18 protein-coding genes are annotated in these 17,728 nt (G+C 42.4%); 6 read left to right on the forward strand and 12 right to left on the reverse strand.

Annotation, left to right across the window (positions count from 1 at the left end; genetic code table 11):
* Positions 1-28: 28 nt before the first annotated feature.
* From pfkB to guaB, 10 genes are all read right to left on the reverse strand, one after another.
* The gene (gene pfkB, locus M301_RS05765; protein ID WP_013147826.1) at positions 29-979 is read right to left on the reverse strand and encodes a 1-phosphofructokinase; all 951 of its coding nucleotides are present in this window, start codon (positions 977-979) and stop codon (positions 29-31) included.
* A 44-nt stretch (positions 980-1,023) separates the two neighbouring features.
* The gene (ptsP, locus tag M301_RS05770) at positions 1,024-3,504 is read right to left on the reverse strand and encodes a phosphoenolpyruvate--protein phosphotransferase (RefSeq protein ID WP_013147827.1); all 2,481 of its coding nucleotides are present in this window, start codon (positions 3,502-3,504) and stop codon (positions 1,024-1,026) included.
* Positions 3,505-3,571: 67 nt separating this feature from the next.
* Entirely contained in the window at positions 3,572-4,354 is a 783-nt protein-coding gene (locus M301_RS05775; protein WP_013147828.1) for a DeoR/GlpR family DNA-binding transcription regulator, read from the reverse strand.
* A gap of 469 nt (positions 4,355-4,823) precedes the next feature.
* Positions 4,824-4,970, reverse strand: a complete 147-nt coding sequence (locus M301_RS14395; protein ID WP_013147829.1) for a DUF3149 domain-containing protein — start codon at positions 4,968-4,970, stop codon at positions 4,824-4,826.
* Between the two features lie 167 nt (positions 4,971-5,137).
* The gene (locus M301_RS05780) at positions 5,138-5,548 is read right to left on the reverse strand and encodes a hypothetical protein (protein WP_013147830.1); all 411 of its coding nucleotides are present in this window, start codon (positions 5,546-5,548) and stop codon (positions 5,138-5,140) included.
* Position 5,549: 1 nt separating this feature from the next.
* Positions 5,550-7,145, reverse strand: coding sequence for an ABC-F family ATPase (locus tag M301_RS05785; RefSeq protein ID WP_013147831.1), 1,596 nt, complete (start codon positions 7,143-7,145; stop codon positions 5,550-5,552).
* A gap of 59 nt (positions 7,146-7,204) precedes the next feature.
* Positions 7,205-7,807, reverse strand: coding sequence for a nitroreductase family protein (locus M301_RS05790; RefSeq protein WP_013147832.1), 603 nt, complete (start codon positions 7,805-7,807; stop codon positions 7,205-7,207).
* A gap of 24 nt (positions 7,808-7,831) precedes the next feature.
* The gene (locus tag M301_RS05795) at positions 7,832-8,329 is read right to left on the reverse strand and encodes a GreA/GreB family elongation factor (RefSeq protein WP_013147833.1); all 498 of its coding nucleotides are present in this window, start codon (positions 8,327-8,329) and stop codon (positions 7,832-7,834) included.
* A gap of 1 nt (position 8,330) precedes the next feature.
* On the reverse strand, positions 8,331-9,935 hold the full coding sequence (gene guaA / locus M301_RS05800; protein WP_013147834.1) for a glutamine-hydrolyzing GMP synthase: 1,605 nt from the start codon (positions 9,933-9,935) through the stop codon (positions 8,331-8,333).
* A 73-nt stretch (positions 9,936-10,008) separates the two neighbouring features.
* Positions 10,009-11,469, reverse strand: coding sequence for an IMP dehydrogenase (guaB, locus tag M301_RS05805; RefSeq protein WP_013147835.1), 1,461 nt, complete (start codon positions 11,467-11,469; stop codon positions 10,009-10,011).
* A gap of 152 nt (positions 11,470-11,621) precedes the next feature.
* Here guaB and M301_RS05810 point away from each other — a divergent pair, with 152 nt between their 5' ends.
* On the forward strand, positions 11,622-12,416 hold the full coding sequence (locus M301_RS05810; protein ID WP_013147836.1) for a GntR family transcriptional regulator: 795 nt from the start codon (positions 11,622-11,624) through the stop codon (positions 12,414-12,416).
* 256 nt (positions 12,417-12,672) lie between these two features.
* Positions 12,673-13,263, forward strand: a complete 591-nt coding sequence (locus M301_RS05815) for a DUF4124 domain-containing protein (protein ID WP_013147837.1) — start codon at positions 12,673-12,675, stop codon at positions 13,261-13,263.
* Between the two features lie 74 nt (positions 13,264-13,337).
* Here the strand turns inward: M301_RS05815 and M301_RS05820 are convergent, their stop codons facing one another.
* Together M301_RS05820 and M301_RS05825 are read right to left on the reverse strand one after the other, a co-directional pair.
* The gene (locus M301_RS05820) at positions 13,338-13,664 is read right to left on the reverse strand and encodes an RnfH family protein (RefSeq protein ID WP_013147838.1); all 327 of its coding nucleotides are present in this window, start codon (positions 13,662-13,664) and stop codon (positions 13,338-13,340) included.
* A gap of 52 nt (positions 13,665-13,716) precedes the next feature.
* Positions 13,717-14,154 (reverse strand): type II toxin-antitoxin system RatA family toxin, encoded by a 438-nt coding sequence (locus M301_RS05825; protein ID WP_013147839.1) that lies wholly within the window; start codon positions 14,152-14,154, stop codon positions 13,717-13,719.
* A 148-nt stretch (positions 14,155-14,302) separates the two neighbouring features.
* On the opposite strand from M301_RS05825, the gene smpB reads away from it, so the two are divergent.
* From smpB to M301_RS05845, 4 genes are all read left to right on the forward strand, one after another.
* On the forward strand, positions 14,303-14,752 hold the full coding sequence (gene smpB / locus M301_RS05830) for an SsrA-binding protein SmpB (RefSeq protein WP_013147840.1): 450 nt from the start codon (positions 14,303-14,305) through the stop codon (positions 14,750-14,752).
* Positions 14,753-14,905: 153 nt separating this feature from the next.
* Complete coding sequence (locus M301_RS05835) at positions 14,906-15,778, forward strand: Tim44 domain-containing protein (protein WP_013147841.1); 873 nt, start codon at positions 14,906-14,908, stop codon at positions 15,776-15,778.
* Between the two features lie 236 nt (positions 15,779-16,014).
* Complete coding sequence (locus M301_RS05840; protein ID WP_013147842.1) at positions 16,015-17,148, forward strand: OmpA family protein; 1,134 nt, start codon at positions 16,015-16,017, stop codon at positions 17,146-17,148.
* A 127-nt stretch (positions 17,149-17,275) separates the two neighbouring features.
* Positions 17,276-17,644, forward strand: a complete 369-nt coding sequence (locus tag M301_RS05845; RefSeq protein ID WP_013147843.1) for a YybH family protein — start codon at positions 17,276-17,278, stop codon at positions 17,642-17,644.
* The last annotated feature ends 84 nt before the right edge of the window (positions 17,645-17,728 follow it).

The raw sequence follows: 17,728 nt of genomic DNA on the forward strand, positions 1-17,728 counted from the left end.
TCCATTGAACATTAAAAGCGGGATAGTTCTAACCGACTATTTTCCGCACACTGATTTGTTGCATATAGGATTCGAGCACTTGAGTTTCTGCCAGTTTAGGACCGAGCTGGGTTAAAGCGCCCATCGCGGTTGCTGTAGATAATCTGGCACAATCTTCTAATGAAAATCCCTTTATTTTGGCCGCTATAAATCCAGCAACCATTGCATCACCCGCACCAACCGTACTTTTTACGGCAATTGGTGGCGGCACCGCTATTACAGACTCTGTGCCACTCACAAACAGGGCACCTTGCTTACCCATTGAAACAATTACATACTCAATACCTTGACTCACTAAACTTCTTGCAGCTTCTACAACTTCTTGTTCGCTAGTTAAACTTCTGCCAAGTAGCTCTTCAAGCTCAGCAATATTTGGCTTGATGGCATATGGAGCTTCACCAAGCGCATCACGCAGAGCATCACCACTGGTATCAAGCACAACGTACTTGCCGGCAGCTTTTAAGTATTTCAGCACTGCGCTGTAAAACTCTGTAGGAACGCCATTTGGAAGGCTGCCTGACAACACAAACCAATCATGATCAAAGACTAGATTGTGAATTTTCTTTTTTAAGTCAGTGAGATCTAGCTCAGTAGGCGCTGGTCCTGGGTAGTTAATATCGGTGATGGTTTTTTGCAGTTCATCGATAATCTTAACGTTGACCCTAGTTTTGCCAGGAATACGCACAAAGCTATCAGCCATATTTTTTTGATGAAAAAGTTTCTCAAAAATTGAGGTGTTTTCCATTCCAAGAAAGCCTGTCACAGACGTGTTAAAACCTAAATCCGCTAAAAAAGAGGCGACATTCACGCCTTTCCCACCTGGGTCAGATTGCTCCCAATTCACACGATTCACTTCTCCTGCGGTAAAGTTTGGAATTGCTACACTTTTATCAATCGCAGGGTTCAAAGTAATTGTTGCGATATTGCTTAATTGCACCATTTCGGTCTCCATGTATTCTGTAAGTAATCTTTAGTGCAAACTGATTAAAGTGCGCGAACTTCTGCCGCTGTAGAACAAGCCAGTGCTCGTTTGGCTAAAGCAACACTCTCGGTGTATGACATCTTTCTTACTTTGGCTTTAACTGCTGCCACGCTAGGAATGCTCATGCTAAGTTCAGTCACGCCAAGCCCAGTTAAAATGGCTGCGCCTTTTGGGTCACCTGCAATTCCACCGCAAACGCCTACCCAAATGCCTGCAGATTTGGCGGCTTTTACTGTGAGATCTATCATACGTAGCACCGCTGGATGTAATGCATCTGCTTGGCGAGATAAGCTAGGATGCAGCCTATCCATCGCTAATACATATTGCGTCAGGTCATTCGTACCCACTGAGAAAAAATCGGCATGACGCGCTAGCTCAGGTGCCATCAGCACTGCGGATGGCACTTCTATCATGATGCCGATTTCAATTGGGTTGGCATTCATCTCTTTACGTATTTCTTCTGCGATGGCTTTGGCCGCGAGCAGCTCTTCAACAGTGGCAATCATAGGAAACATAATTTTGACAGGGCCTGTCATGCCAGCACGATAAATAGCACGCAGTTGCGGCTTAAATAAATCTGGTCTGGCTAAACATAAGCGAATGCCACGCACACCTAAAAATGGATTTTCCTCACTAGGAAGGGACAAATAAGGCACTTCTTTGTCGCCACCGATATCAAGCGTTCTTATAATAAGCGGCAGGCCATTTAATGCTTTAGTCATCTCGCAATAGGATTTGTACTGTTCTTCTTCACTTGGCGGCTCTGAGCGCTGTAAAAATAGAAACTCAGTACGCAACAAGCCAACACCCTCTGATCCAGCATTAACGGCTTGTTCTGCTTCGGCTGCAGCGCCAATATTGGCGACCACTTCCACACGGTGACCATCAGTCGTCATGGCTGGCTCATAACAAGCAAGATTTTCAGCCATGCGCTGATCTTGCTGATCTTGCTGTGCGTTGCGCGCAATCACAAGGTCACCTTCACTTGGGTTTAAATATAAATTACCGGTATGACCATCTAAAATACCCATGACACCATCTTGATAATTAAGCACAGCAGGACCTGCACCAACAATCGCTGGAATATCAAGTGAACGTGCAATGATTGCTGTGTGTGAAGTTGGCCCACCAGCAGCTGTGCAAATGCCAAGTACCATTTTTGGATCCAGTTTCGCGGTATCAGAAGGAGATAAATCTTCTGCGACTAATATTGCTGGCTCGGTCATGGCCGTTGGTTCTTCTTCTAAAGCATCTGCCAGTAGGCGTAATACTCTGCGGCCAATATCTAAAATATCATTGGCGCGCTCTTTCAATAAAGCGTCCTCTAAACTGCCGACTTCAGCTGCGCGTTTGCTGTAGCTATCGCGCCAGGCCCAGCCTGCGCTATGCCCAAGCTTAATATTACAAACTGCGGCTTCTAATAAATCGGGGTCTGATAGAAATTCTATGTGTGCTAGAAAAATAGCTGCATGTGCAGCACCACTGCGCTCTTTGACTTCATCATGCAGATTTTGTAATTGTATTTTTGCAGATGCGATGGCGTGATTTAAGCGAGTTTCTTCTACATCTGGAGATTGTGCAGTCACTGCCACCACAATTTTCTCATGACGAAAATGACGAATTGGTCCAATTGCAATACCAATTGAACCTGCGATACCTGCGACTGGCGGGGTTGAAAAATTCAACATTACTTGTGAAGAGGCGACTGGTAAGGCATGCCCAGATTCAGCCTCATCCTCTAAACCTAATCTCACGGCATCGGCTAAGGCCTTTAGTGCAGAATCTTCATCGTGACCACTCACCATAATACGAATAGTCACGCGCTTATTAGCACCTAACTTAAGTAGAGAAACTAAGCTTTTACCATTCGCAATTTTGCTGCCATGACGCACACGCACTTCTGATTGAAATTGCTTAGCAATTTCTACAAATGCCGTAGCAGGGCGGGCGTGCAGGCCGCCATCACTATTTAATTCCACATCAATAGATTTTTCAAAATCATCAACATGTACGTTGTTGTTTGCATTAGATTCGTTTGCTTGCGTATTGCTATCGCGTGATTTAGTAAGACAATCAATGATGTCCATCGCATTAGTGGTTTTTGCCAGACGCTGAATGGTTGCTGCATCATCCAAAACATCGGTTAAGTTTGCCAATAGCTCAATATGTTCATCTGACCGTGCTGCAATACCCACCACTAAGTAGACGATTTCTCCGCTATTCCACTCTACGCCTTCAGGAAACTGCGCAACGGCAATACCTGTTTGTAAAATTAACTCTCTATCTTTTGGTAGACCATGTGGAATTGCAATGCCATTGCCCAGATAAGTATTTGCTATCTTTTCGCGTTGCAACATGCTGTCAGAATAGGCGGCTTGCATATTGCCATTGGCAACTAATAAGCTGGCAACTAATTTAATTGCCTCTGATTTGTTGCTTGCCTGCCCACGTAACTGAATGCTTTGAATACCCAACTGTATCATCACGGTCTCTCCTAGTTTATTGCATTAGCGAAAAAGTTATTTGCGCTACTTTTATAGTGAATAATGCTTAAGTGCCACTTGCAAACATCATGGTAATTTTTGCTGTTTTTGCTGCTTCAATCGCCTCTTGATTTAAACCATGGTTCACAATCCATTTTGAAACTGCACCTAAGTTGACGATCGGTTCATAAGATTCCTGTGCCCATTTAGAACTATCTACCAATGCGCATACTTGCTTACTATGTTCAATAACGGCACGCTTAACCACGGCTTCTACATGGTTTGAATTACCCCAGCCTTGCGCCTGATTGACTGCAACAGACCCCATAAAGAACGTGTCGATATGTAGGTTGTTGATTTGTGCCAATGCGACTGGCCCAACCGTACTCAGGGCATTTTGATAAACATCACCACCAATCAATTGCACGTTATAGGGTGTTTGCCCAGCTAACTCGGAGGCAATGGTCAGGCCGTGCGTCACAATTTGTAGATGTGTGACATTTGGCAAACCTTGTCTGATTGCGCGTGCCATTTCTAGCGTTGTTGTACCCGCATCAATGTAGATTGTTTGGCCGCTTTTAAGTAAAGTAGTCGCCATTCTGCCGATTGCCTGTTTCTGAATTTGCTCATACTCCAGACGTTGGGAGTAATTAACATCACTATTGAGTAAAACTGCACCGCCATGCACGCGTCTTAATAAACCGCGTTTTTCCAAAGTATGGAAATCACGACGTAACGTCATTTCAGATAGATTAAATTGCTCTGCAAGTTGCCTCGTGCGACATTCGCCACGTGCATGCAATACAGCTGTAATCATTTCTAATCTACGTTCTGCTAAGTGATCTTTCATTATTTACTCCTTAAGCCTTTAATGTGATTAATCAATACGATTTTATAAATATTTTGTTATTAAACACGTAATGATAAATGTGCGCTTTGTTTTATTTGTAAACATAATCGCACATTATCGAACATGTTGCAAAATGTTTTTTCACATAAATTTAATATATTTTCAATAAATATTAAATTAATTCATTAAATCAGTATGTTGTGAATTGAATTTAAACTGTGATTTGACTAGTGAAATATTTTTTATATTTGTTGATAATGAAGTGTAATGGCTTGTTTCATCAAACATTAATGACAATTGACTATAAGCTGACAGGCATAAACAGCCGTCATAATGTGTGGCTGTTAGTTTAAAGTGGGCTATTTTTTGCAGGGGAGGAAGGGCAGAAAGATTTGATTTGATGCTAAGCAAAAGCAAACAACTTGAAGTCATCTTTCATGGCTTCATGGATTAATATTTTAATTTAGCGCTATTTCTCAGCAGCTTTTTTTGTATCTTCATCAATATGACGTTTGAAATACAAGGCAAACCAAACGCACATTCCTAAAATGAAGACAATAACAGCAAGGCTTTGTAGACCATAATCGGTAGAAAAAAGATTGATAAGCAATTGCATGATGAATACCCTTTCGGCTGAAATTAACAAAGCTATATTGATTAGCTTCTTGTTGTTAATATGCGCCTTAAGGGTTTTACTTACATTGATGCAGGTCAAATGGCCTTAATATTAATAAGGCTATTTGCTGAGTGAATATAATACGTAATAAATTAATCGATTTTTGCTTAAGTATCACGACCCAGCACGCGATTATTAGCTTTGTGTGATTCAATGATGTTTTTGGCGATTAAGGGTAAAACGCCAACAAATATTAGAATGAAAGCTAGCGCTACTACCCCAACAATATTTTTAGGAATGAGTCGCAGCCAGTGCACGTATTCCTGTTGGTTTGGAATCATATCTAACAAGCGTATACAGCCAATCGCATAACCAAGCAGCATGGCCCAAGCGGTATCAGTAATACGCGATTGCTCAAGCCATAAACCAGCCAAGTATATTAGCCAGAAAATCCCTAGTAATATAGCTAGCCACTCAATGCCACCGTCCTTAAATGCGATAGCATGGGCAACAAAAGATAAAAACCAAATCACAACGAGCCAGATTACCCAGAGCGTTGTGATCAGGCTTTTAGGCATTTTATTCTACGCCTTGGCTCGCTAAGTAATCTTCGTAATTACCAGTGAAGTCTACAATACCATCTGCTTTAATTTCAATGATGCGCGTAGCGATTGAGCTTACAAATTCGCGGTCATGGCTGACAAAGAATAGAGTGCCTTTGTATTTATCCAAAGCCGTGTTGAGCGCTTCGATTGACTCCATGTCCATGTGGTTTGTCGGCTCATCCATCAGCATGACGTTGGTTCTAGCCAGCATCATTTTTCCGTAAAGCATACGCCCTTTTTCACCGCCAGATAATACTTTGACAGATTTTTTAGTGTCATCACCACCAAACAGTAAGCGACCTAACATACTGCGAACCACTTGGTCGTCGTCGCCAGTTTGTCTGAATTTAGTCATCCACTCAAATAAGTCTTCGCCATCTTCGAATTCGTATTCGTGATCTTGTGCAAAGTAGCCGATATTCGCTTTCTCGGCCCATTTCACTTCACCATGTTTAGGCTGTAAATCACCTGCTAGGCAACGCAAGAAGGTTGTTTTACCAATACCATTTTCGCCAATAATGGCAACTTTTTCGCCCGCTTCAAACATCATATCTACATCGTTAAAGAGTGGCTTATCAAAGCCGTGGCTGAGTTTTTTCAACTCAACTGCATTGCGATAAAGTTTTTCGCGTTCATCGTATTCAAAGCGAATAAACGGATATTGACGGCTTGACGGCTTAAACTCTTCAATTTTAATTTTATCGATTTTCTTGGCGCGGCTGGTCGCTTGCTTGGCTTTAGAAGCATTGGCAGAGAAGCGGCGCACAAAGTCTTGTAAATCAGCCACCATTTGCTTGGCTTTGTCATTATCTTTAGTAGCTTGCGCACGGGCAGCTGTACTGGCTTCCATGTAATCATCATAATTACCTGGATACATTGAAATTTTGCCGTAATCCATGTCGCAAGTATGTGTACATACTTGGTTTAAAAAGTGACGATCATGCGAAATAATGACCATGGTGCAATCACGATTATTCAATACATCTTCTAACCAGCGAATCGTATTAATATCTAAGTTGTTGGTTGGCTCATCCAGTAGCAATATATCTGGATTAGAGAATAGTGCTTGTACAAGCAATACACGTAACTTCCAACCTGGCGCAACTGAGCTCATTAAGCCATTATGTTGTTCAATAGGTATACCTACACCCATTAACAATTCACCAGCACGTGCTTCTGCCGTGTAGCCGTCATATTCAGCAAATACGCCTTCTAACTCAGCCGCACGCATGTAATCTTCTTCAGTCGCTTCTAGATTTGCATAGATGGCATTTTTCTCTACATTGGCATTCCACATTTGCTCATGGCCCATCATCACGACATCGAGCACACGTTGATCTTCGTAAGCAAATTGGTCTTGTTTCAAAAACGCCATGCGCTCATGGCTATCAATTGAAATATTGCCAGCGCTAGGTGTTAAAACGCCAGCTAGCACTTTCATGTAGGTTGATTTTCCGCAACCATTAGCACCAATTAAGCCATAGCGGTTGTTGTCGCCAAATTTAACGGAAACGTTTTCAAAGAGCGGCTTTGCGCCAAATTGCACGGTGATATTGTTGCTAATTAACACGGTTAAATCCTTAAGTGTATTTCTTAAAAGTGTAGTTTTCTAAAACTAATTTTTCTAAACTAAAATGTATTGCTTATCACGACTTCATTCATGGCTAGTTGGCCACTGCGTGGCTGCGCTTCTTTTAACGCTTTACCAACAACCACAAACATTGCTGGGGTGTGGTCGGCAGGTAAGTTAAGTAATTTGCCAACAGCATCAAAGTCAAAACCATCCATAGGGCAGGTGTCATACCCCATTTCTTTTGCCGCTAACATTATCGTCATCGCAGCCATGCCGCAAGAGCGCATGCCTTCATCACGCTGAAGTTGCTCGTTATTTGCGTAATAATGACCAATCATAGGTACTAGAATATCAGAAGCGGCTTTAGGCGCGTTTTTCCAGTAACGCTCAGGTTGCTTTTCCCAAGCTTTTAAATCTGCGGTAAGCACAATCAGCAAAGAAGCTTCTTCCACTTGCGCTTGATTCCAGCTCACTGAACGTATCTGATGACGCAGTACAGCATCTGTGACCAATACAAAGCGCCAATTTTGAATATTAAATGCTGTAGGCGATAGCATGGCTAAAGACATTAACTGATCAATTTCAGCTTGCGTCATTTTGTGGTGCGGGTCAAAACTCTTGACTGAGCGACGTGTTTCAATCGCGGTATTCACGTTCATTTAATATTCTTTCTTTAGAGAGATTTAGTAATTAATGGCCAAAATCTCTAGATTTAAATTGCCAGCAGGGCGTTGCCAACTCACAGTTTCACCAACTTTGTGCCCGATTAATGCCTTTGCAATCGGCGAAACCCAGCTGACCTTATTTAATGCGATGTCTGCTTCATCTTCACCTACTATAGTGAATTGATGGGGATTACCTTCTTCATCTTCAACATTGACCGTAGCACCAAATAAAACCGTATCTTTAGGTTGCGTAGTTGGGTCAATTAAAATTACATTTTCCAAGCGTGTTTCTAAGTAACGCAAATCTCGTCTTAAAGGCGCCAAGGTTTGTTGTGTGGCAGGGTCGTCTTTACTTGGTAACAGCGCTTGTTGCTGCTGTTCTAAAGCCGTGGCTTGAGTTTGCAACTGTGCTAAGCCAAATGGTGTGACGTAGTTTGGGAACTCACTCACCCGACGTTCAGGTAAGTCGGTGCCAGCTCTTTCTACATCATCTTCTTTGACAAAGCCGCGACTCACATTATTCCCATTCGATCGTCGCTGGTGGTTTGCCAGAAACGTCATACACCACGCGGTTGATACCACGTACTTCATTGATGATACGGTTTGAAACGCGGCCTAAAAGTGAGTAGGGCAACTCCGCCCAGTGTGCAGTCATAAAGTCGCTAGTCACAACAGCGCGCAAGGCCACAACGTAATCATAAGTACGGCCATCACCCATTACACCTACAGACTTTACTGGTAAGAACACAGTAAAAGCCTGACTAGTCAGTTCATACCAAGTTTTGCCTGTGGCCTCGTCTTTGGTATTGCGTAGCTCTTCTATAAAAATCGCATCAGCACGGCGGAGTAAATCAGCAAAGTCTTTTTTAATTTCACCTAAAATACGTACACCTAAACCTGGCCCTGGGAACGGATGGCGATACACCATATCAGCTGGCAAACCAAGTGCCACGCCAAGTTCACGGACTTCATCTTTAAATAAGTCACGTAGTGGCTCAAGTAGTTTTAAACCTAATTGTTCAGGTAAGCCACCTACGTTGTGATGACTTTTAATCGTGACGGCTTTTTTAGATTTTGCGCCGCCAGATTCAATCACATCTGGGTAAATCGTACCTTGTGCTAAGAAGGTAGCACCTTTATGTCCGCCAGTGCCTGCTTTGAGCTTAGCAGCCTCGTTTTTAAATACTTCTACAAATTCACGGCCAATAATTTTACGTTTAGCTTCTGGGTCACTCACACCAGCTAAATGTCCCATGAATTGATCTGTTGCGTCTACGCGAATCACGTTCACGTGTAAGCGACCTGCGAACATCTCCATCACCAAATCACCTTCATTCAAGCGAAGTAGGCCGTGGTCAACAAATACGCAAGTAAGCTGGTTGCCAATTGCACGGTGAATTAGAGCAGCTGCAACGCTAGAATCCACGCCACCAGATAAGCCTAGAATCACTTCTTCATCACCGACTTGTGCTTTTATTTTAGCGACAGCTTCAGCAATGTAATCGCCCATAATCCAGTCAGGTTTAGCGCCACAAATATCTAACACAAAGCGGTTAAGTATAGCTTGACCTTGCTTGGTATGGGTCACTTCTGGGTGAAATTGTACTGCGTAGAATTTACGCATCTCGTCAGCCATTGCTGCAATGGGCGTAGTATCGTTGCTAGCAATCACTTTAAAGCCAGCAGGTATTTCAGTCACTTTATCGCCGTGGCTCATCCACACATCTATGAAGCCATGACCTTCTGCGTTTGTACTATCTTGAATGTCGCGGAATAGGGCAGAGTGACCACGAGCGCGTACTTGCGCATAACCAAACTCACGTTTATGACCAGCTTCTACTTTGCCGCCAAGTTGCTGCGCCATGGTTTGCATGCCGTAACAAATCCCTAAAACAGGCACGCCAAGCTCGAATACAGCTTGCGGGGCGCTATCGGACTCTTCCTCATAAGCACTGGCATGGCTACCTGAAAGGATAATGCCATCGGCGCCAAAGTTGCGCACAAACTCGTCTGACACTTCGCATGAGTGAATTTCGCAATACACATGTGCTTCACGCACACGACGTGCGATAAGTTGAGTGACTTGAGAGCCGAAATCTAGGATAAGGATTTTTGAGTGCATAGCGTGTGTTTAATCGAGAAGGTTAAAAAAATACGAGTGGTTAAAAAACCACTCGTATTTCATGCAAGGTTGTTTAGTCAACGCGGTAGTTAGGTGCTTCTTTGGTAATCTGCACATCATGTACGTGAGATTCACGCATACCAGCAGAAGTGATTTGTACAAACTCAGCTTTATTGCGCATTTCATCAATCGTTGCGCAACCGACATAGCCCATAGAGGCACGTAAACCGCCCATTAGCTGATGGATCACCGCAAGTGAGCTACCTTTGTAAGGTACGCGACCTTCAATGCCTTCTGGTACTAATTTATCAGCACCGCTGTTGGTATCTTGGAAGTAACGGTCGCTAGAACCTTTTTGCATCGCGCCGATAGAACCCATGCCACGGTATGATTTATAAGAACGACCTTGGAATAATTCGATTTCGCCTGGCGCTTCTTCCGTACCTGCGAACATGCCACCTAGCATGACACTGTATGCACCAGCTGCAAGTGCTTTTGAGATATCGCCTGAGAAACGAATGCCTCCATCTGCAATAAATGGCACGCCTGATTTTTCAAGCGCCTTAGCTACGTTGGCGATAGCGCTGATTTGTGGAACACCTACGCCAGCAACGATACGTGTGGTACAGATTGAACCTGGGCCGATACCTACTTTAACGCCATCAGCGCCTGCATCAACTAATGCTAATGCAGCGCTTGCTGTAGCAATATTGCCGCCAATCACTTCAATATGAGGAAAGTGTTTTTTAACCCATGTCACACGGTCTAGTACGCCTTGTGAGTGTCCGTGAGCGGTATCCACTACAATCACGTCAACACCTGCTTCAGATAAGGCTGCAACACGTTCTTCAGTACCTTCGCCCACACCAACAGCCGCACCAACGCGCAATCTACCTTGAGCATCTTTGCATGCGAGAGGGTGGTCAGTTGATTTTTGTATATCTTTAACAGTAATCAGCCCTTTAAGCGTATCTTCAGCATCAATCACTAAAACACGCTCTAAGCGATGTTGATGCAATAAGCGAATCACTTCATCTTTAGGCGCGCCTTCACGCACGGTCACCAATTTACTTCTTGGTGTCATGATGTTTTTAATTGGCTGATCAAGATTAGTTTCAAAGCGTAAATCGCGATTGGTCACTATGCCAACGATTTTGCCGTTATCCACGACTGGAATACCTGAAATTTTATGCATGTGGTTTAATTCAAGCACATCACGCACTGTCATGTGGCTTTGAATCGTAATCGGATCATTCACTACACCAGATTCGAAACGCTTAACACGGGCAACGTGTGCGGCTTGTTTCATAGCTGTCATGTTTTTATGAATAAAACCCAAACCGCCTTCTTGAGCTAATGCAATAGCAAGTGGCGCTTCGGTCACAGTGTCCATGGCCGCTGATAAAAGAGGGATGTTCAATTGAATGTTACGAGTGAGTTGAGTGGCGAGTGAAACCTCGCGTGGCAGCACATTAGAGTAAGCTGGCACTAATAAAACGTCATCAAACGTAAGAGCTTGTTGCAGTAAACGCATGCGAAAATCCTTGTACCCAAAACGAAATTATACAGATTTAAGGCCAATGGCGCGAGTGTTAGCTACAAAAATTCTTAAATTGTTAAATACTGTTAGCTGCACACTCATCAGTAGTTAATGCTTGTATCATCAATTTTGAAATATTTTACAAAATGATGATAGCTATGAAAGACAGGCGCCCAAAATTAACTGCACGAGAAATTATTGACAGGTTAGCTGTTGATGATAAAACATCTGAACCTTATTACAAGCAGCTGATTCGTCATATCGCACACTTGATAGACACTGGAGAAATCGCTCATGGACTTGGTTTGCCCTCCGAGAGAGATTTGGCTGATGCGCTCAATTTAAGCCGTACCACCATTAAACGTTGCTATGACGAACTTAGGCAAGTGGGCTTGTTAAGTGCCAATGGTCGAGGTGGAACCTCCGTTAATAAGCCAGCTATAGCAAAAACACCATTGGGGCGCTTAAAGGGCTTCACTGAAGAAATGCTAGAGATGGGCAAAATGCCTTCAAGTCGACTTGAAAGCCATGAAGTTATTTCGGATAGAACAATCGCCTCAATTTTTCAGCGACCTTCTAACGCATCATTCTTACGCTTAGTGCAAGTGAGGCTAGCAGATGAAGTGCCTATAACCCGAGAAGTGGCTTGGTATGATTTAGCCGTAGCACCAAAATTAAAAGATTGGGATGCTAAAGGGTCTATTTATGCTTTTCTACAAGATGTTTGTGAAATCAAGCTAAGCTGGGCAGAGCAGTCGATTGAAGCCATGCTAAGTTCAGCAATTGAGACTAAAACGTTTGGTTTCGAAGAAAGTGCACCATGCTTACTTCAAAAGCGACGTATATATTCAGGTGAAAACAAACTTATTGAATACGTTGAGGGGTCATTTAGGGGCGATGCTTACGTTCACCATATGAAGCTTGATGTTAAGTACGATTAAAATATCTTATGTCGCTTAATTGAGTTTAATTAGGATGCTGTGAACATTGAACATTGAACATTGAACATTGAACATTGAACATTGAAATGTTGGACTTATAAAGGCGCTCAACAAATCTTCAAAAGCTATCGTATAAATCACTTTTATTAATTTAACTATAATTAAAGCTTGCTTGAACGAATAACTGGCAATACTATTATTTTAAATGAATAGTATGTTAACTAAATTGCTATGAAGTTACCCAGAAGGATAAGCTATGAGATTACGTATTTTATTATTATGTGTTGTTTTATTACCGACCTTAGCTTCGGCCGAAATCTACAAATGGAAAGATAAGGATGGTGTGGTTCGTTACAGTGATGTGCCACCACCTTCTAACGTAAAACAAGAGCCTTTATATGGTAAAAAAATTGCTAAACCTACAGGGTTGGCACCTTTAGCACCTGTTGAGGGGGATATGACTGCCGCAATTAATCGGGATAAAGCAGCAACCTCAGCAAAAGACAAAGCGCAAAACGATAAAGAGATTACAGATAAAACTAAAGCTGATGGAAAAGCTGCAAACGCTAAAGCTAAAGACGAAAAAGCGCCGCTAAGCAAAGAAGAGGCAGCACAAAAACGCGCACAAGATGCTGAAAAACAAAAGCAGGCCGATGAACAAAAGAAAGCCGAATTAGAAATTAAACAAGCGAATTGTACTGGTGCAAAACAAAATTTAGCAACATATGCTAATGGCGGCAGAATAGCAAAAACTGATGAAAATGGTAAAAAGCAGTATTTAGGTGACGCTGATATTGCTCAAGGCAAAGCTGATGCGCAAAGGGATGTGGAAAAATATTGTGACTAGAGTTTTGAGGTTTAAGTTTATAAGCTTCACTTTACTAAGTTAAAAGTTTTATGTCGATAAAATCAAACTAGCGGTTAAGCCTCTGGCGTTGCGTCTCCACCGCCTTTTTTCATCACTTTCCCGTCGGCAACACGTTGTTTGCGCACTTCTTTAGGGTCGGCAATCAGTGAACGATAAATCTCCACTCGATCTAGATGACGCAATTGAGCATCTAATTTGGTCAGTTTGCCAAAAATGCCGACTTTATTCACTGCTAAATCAATCTCTGGATACTTTGCCATCATGCCCGATGATTTAATGGCTTGTTCGACAGTAATGCCTTCAGTTACCTTAATTGGTATGATTAATTGTTCTTTAGGCAACGCGTAAGCGACTTCTACAATCATTTCACTGTCGGTCATTTCAATTTCCCATTATTTCTAATACGTTGATTCTAATTAATTGATTCTTATGTCATTTAGTTTTATAGACGACATCTGCACGTGCTACAAAGCTATCGACAAAGGTATTGGCAATATGACTAAACACTGGCGCGATGATTTTTTCTAAAAAGCTATTGGCAAATTCATAGCTGAGCATGAACTCTATTTTGCAAGCATCTTCACTTAATTCTATAAAGCGCCACACGCCCTCAAGCTGCTTGAATGGGCCGTCTTTAAGTTTAATATCCATCGCGCTTGGGTAGGTTTTATGGTTTTCCGTGGTGAATTTTTGGTGTATGCCATGATACGCAATGTGCAAAGTGGCAATAGTGGACGACTCATCTTGCTTAATTAAATCGACACCGCCGCACCATGGCAAAAACGCAGGGTACTTGGTCACGTCATCCACCAGCGCATACATGCGGCTTGCGGAATGGTTGATAAGTACTGATTTTTGAACTTGCGCCATGGTTTCCTTTGATGATAATTTAAATCTGCACTTTAAACCCATACTAGTAAGACTAGACTGTAAATCTTACACTGGTGTTGAAAGCTAACTAGTGCAGAAGTAGAGTAAAATGCTATTTTAAGTCATTCAACAAGAAATATTCAGCTTTATGAGCATTGCACAAAATAAAAAAGCTTTTTTTGACTACTTTATTGAAGATAAGTACGAGGCGGGCGTTGTTTTAGAGGGCTGGGAAGTTAAAGCTATTCGCGAAAACCGCGTGAATATTAAAGAAGCCTACGTGATTATTCAACGTGGCGAGATTTACATCATCGGCTGCCATGTCACTCCGCTAGGTGCGGCGTCTACACACATTCGTCCAGATGCGATTAGAACACGTAAGTTGTTGCTGCATAGTGAAGAGATATTGAAGTTAATCGCTAAGGTAGAGCGTGCGGGTTACACCATAGTGCCGCTTGATATGCATTTTTCAAAAGGTCGCGTGAAAGTACAGATTGGTCTAGCAAAAGGTAAAAAACAACACGATAAACGTGATACTGAAAAAGAGCGTGACTGGGAACGTGAAAAAGGCAGAATTATGCGAGCACATAATAAGTAACTTAAGCCTTTAATATTGCTAAGTTACCCGCGCGGCAATCAGCATTCTAAATAGCTGATATTAAGCACTTGATAGCACTACATTAACCCCCATGATAAAAGTACTGGATTTAAGTCCATGCACATTTATTTTTATAATTGAATTAAGGTAACCATGAAAAAGTTTTTAACGTTCTTAATGATTGCACTGATGGCCACGAGCCTACTGGCAACGGTAGCAGAGGCTAAGCGTTTTGGTGGTGGAAGTAGTTTTGGTAAACAGCGCTCTATGCAAAGCCAACAGCCGCGTAAAGCGCAAAATACGCAAGACGCGCAAGCTGCGCCAGCAAATAAACCAGCAGGCAATAAGTGGATGGGCCCATTAGCTGGCTTGGCCATAGGCGCTGGATTAATGTCGATGTTTTCGGGTGGAATGGGGAGCATGGGCGGTGGTTTTAGCACGATTTTAATGGCATTGCTTGCTGCAGGGGTTGTGATGTTTTTGATTTCAAAATTCAAAAAACCTCAACCAGCAAATAACTTTAACCCTTCAACTGTGATGCAATATGCTGGAGAGTCTGCTTATAATGCACAAGATTCTCAGTCACAGGCTCGCAGCGGTGCGTCAGGCTTTGGTGCAAATGCCGCTAATTCTATTAATAGCAATATTCCACCGAATTTTCCTGTTGATAGTTTTATTCGCAGTGCAAAAGCATCATTTATTCGTCTGCAAGCAGCAAATGACAACAAAGATAGCAACGATATTCGCGAATACACCACGCCAGAAGTGTTTGCTGAGATTACTATGCAAATGCAAGAGCGGGGTAATGCAGTACAAAAAACTGAAGTCATTGCCATTCAAGCTGAGCTACTTGAAGTCAATGATGACGCAGTATTTTCAGTTGCCAGCGTGCGCTTTACTGGCCAGCTCAGCGAGAATAACGGTACGCCGGAAAACATAGACGAAGTCTGGCACATACAAAAACACCTACATGATGAAAATGCCAAATGGTTGCTAGCAGGTATTCAGCAAACAAATCTTCAGTGAGCTAGCTTTCAATAAGATTAAGAGTTTTGTAGTCAATATAAAGCCTAGTTAGAAATGACTAGGCTTTTTTCTTTGTAGTATTTTCATGACACATGCTAAAAGTAATTTAAGAATAGCGATCTCTATGTTGCCTGCCGTACAGAGTGTTTTAGCTAACAGACGTAATATGCACTCAACAACTCATGCAGAGTTAAACGCAAACATTATTAAAATTTCTAAAATAAAGGCAAACTAATATGAACAATAGTCTTATTCAAATCGCAGTCGTAGCAACATTAGGGTTAACTGCACTTTCAGCTTCAGCAGAGGATATGTATCGCGGCGCTTGGTATGCTTTACCAGGCATTAGCTATATGGACACCGACAATGATTTAAATGCTGGTAATGGCGGCGGTGCATTTATCAAGTTTGGTAAAGAAGTTAGTCCTAGTTGGGATATTCAAGGCGGTTTGGGCTATAACACCTCAAATGAAAACGGCATTCCAGGCGCGAGTGGTCGATACAAACAAACTACATTAGGTTTAGATGCTCTATACATGTTGAGTCGTGATAAATTTCGTCCATTTGTCTTAGTCGGTGCTGGCGTTGCACGTAACAAACTTGGGTATTCTATTCCAGCACCCAACAATGACTTGAGCAACACTAAAACAGGTTGGATGGCAAATGTGGGCTTGGGTGCACAATATTTAGTCAGTGACACTTTTGGTTTGCAAGCTGACTTACGTCAGCAATGGAGTCGTGCTAAAGGCGGATTAGATAGTAATTTAGATGGAACGAATGTTAGCCATAGTGAAACAATCAGCAATACCTTGTTAAGCTTGGGCGGCATTTTCCGCTTTGGCGCACCCACGCCAATGCCAGTAGTTGCAGAGGCTGAGCCAGTAGCCGCGCCAACTCCAGCACCTGAACCAGTGGCTGAAGCGGCGCCAGCACCAGCTCCTGTAGCCGCTGTAGAGCCATGTAAGCCAAAATTTGAAACTGTTACAATTTCAGCTGAAAAGCTATTTGGTTTCGATAAATCTAAATTGCAGGATGGCGCTAAGCCAATTCTTGATGGCGTTGTAGCTAAACTTAAAGAGCATTCAGAGTTCAAATTGGTGATGGTAACTGGCTACACAGACCGTATTGGTTCAGAAGCTTACAATCAAAAACTTTCAGAACACCGCGCTAATGAAGTGAAAGATTATATCGTTTCACAGGGCATTGACGCGGGCCGCCTACAAGCGGTTGGTAAAGGTGAGTCAGAGGCAGTAGTTGACTGTAAAGGTATTAAAGGTAAAAAGTTGATTTCATGTTTAGCACCTAACCGTCGTGTTGTGATTTTAGATGAAGAGCAGCATAAAGTTGAAGGTCAGACAGCTTGTAATTAAATTTTGCGAACAGTTAGTATTGCTAACTTAAAAGTGATCATGTCGGTGTTGTAATTTAGATGGTGTGACTCAATAGAGTCACACCATCATTGCTATTGTGGTTTATTAATAAATCGGAAAAGAATAAATGGATATTAAATCAATCATTGAATTAGCTAACTTGGCATGGAATAAGGCGTTAAATAGTGGAAACATAAAGGCGTTAGCTGTTCTTTATACTGAAAATGCAACGCTATCCCCAGGCAATGGAGCAACGCTCGCAGGTCGCAAAGAAATAGAAGCGCTGTTTAATGGTTTTGTAGCAAATGGTGTTCATAATCACACTTTAGAAATCGTCGAATGTGGCGGATCAGACAAAGTTATCTACCAAGTCTCTAAATGGCACGCCAATGGCGCAGAATCATCCTCTTTTGGTGGAATTACGATGAGCGTGCTGGAGCAGAGCTCAGACGGACAATGGCATACAAACTCCCATGTGTGGAATATGAAAGCCTAACGACTATTTGTTGTTACACAGTGTAAGTTCTGCAGAATTAGTTGTAAATTATTAAGGTGGGTAACTTGTTACCCACCTGTTTCT

This window comes from Methylotenera versatilis 301 (assembly GCF_000093025.1).
Lineage (GTDB): Bacteria > Pseudomonadota > Gammaproteobacteria > Burkholderiales > Methylophilaceae > Methylotenera > Methylotenera versatilis.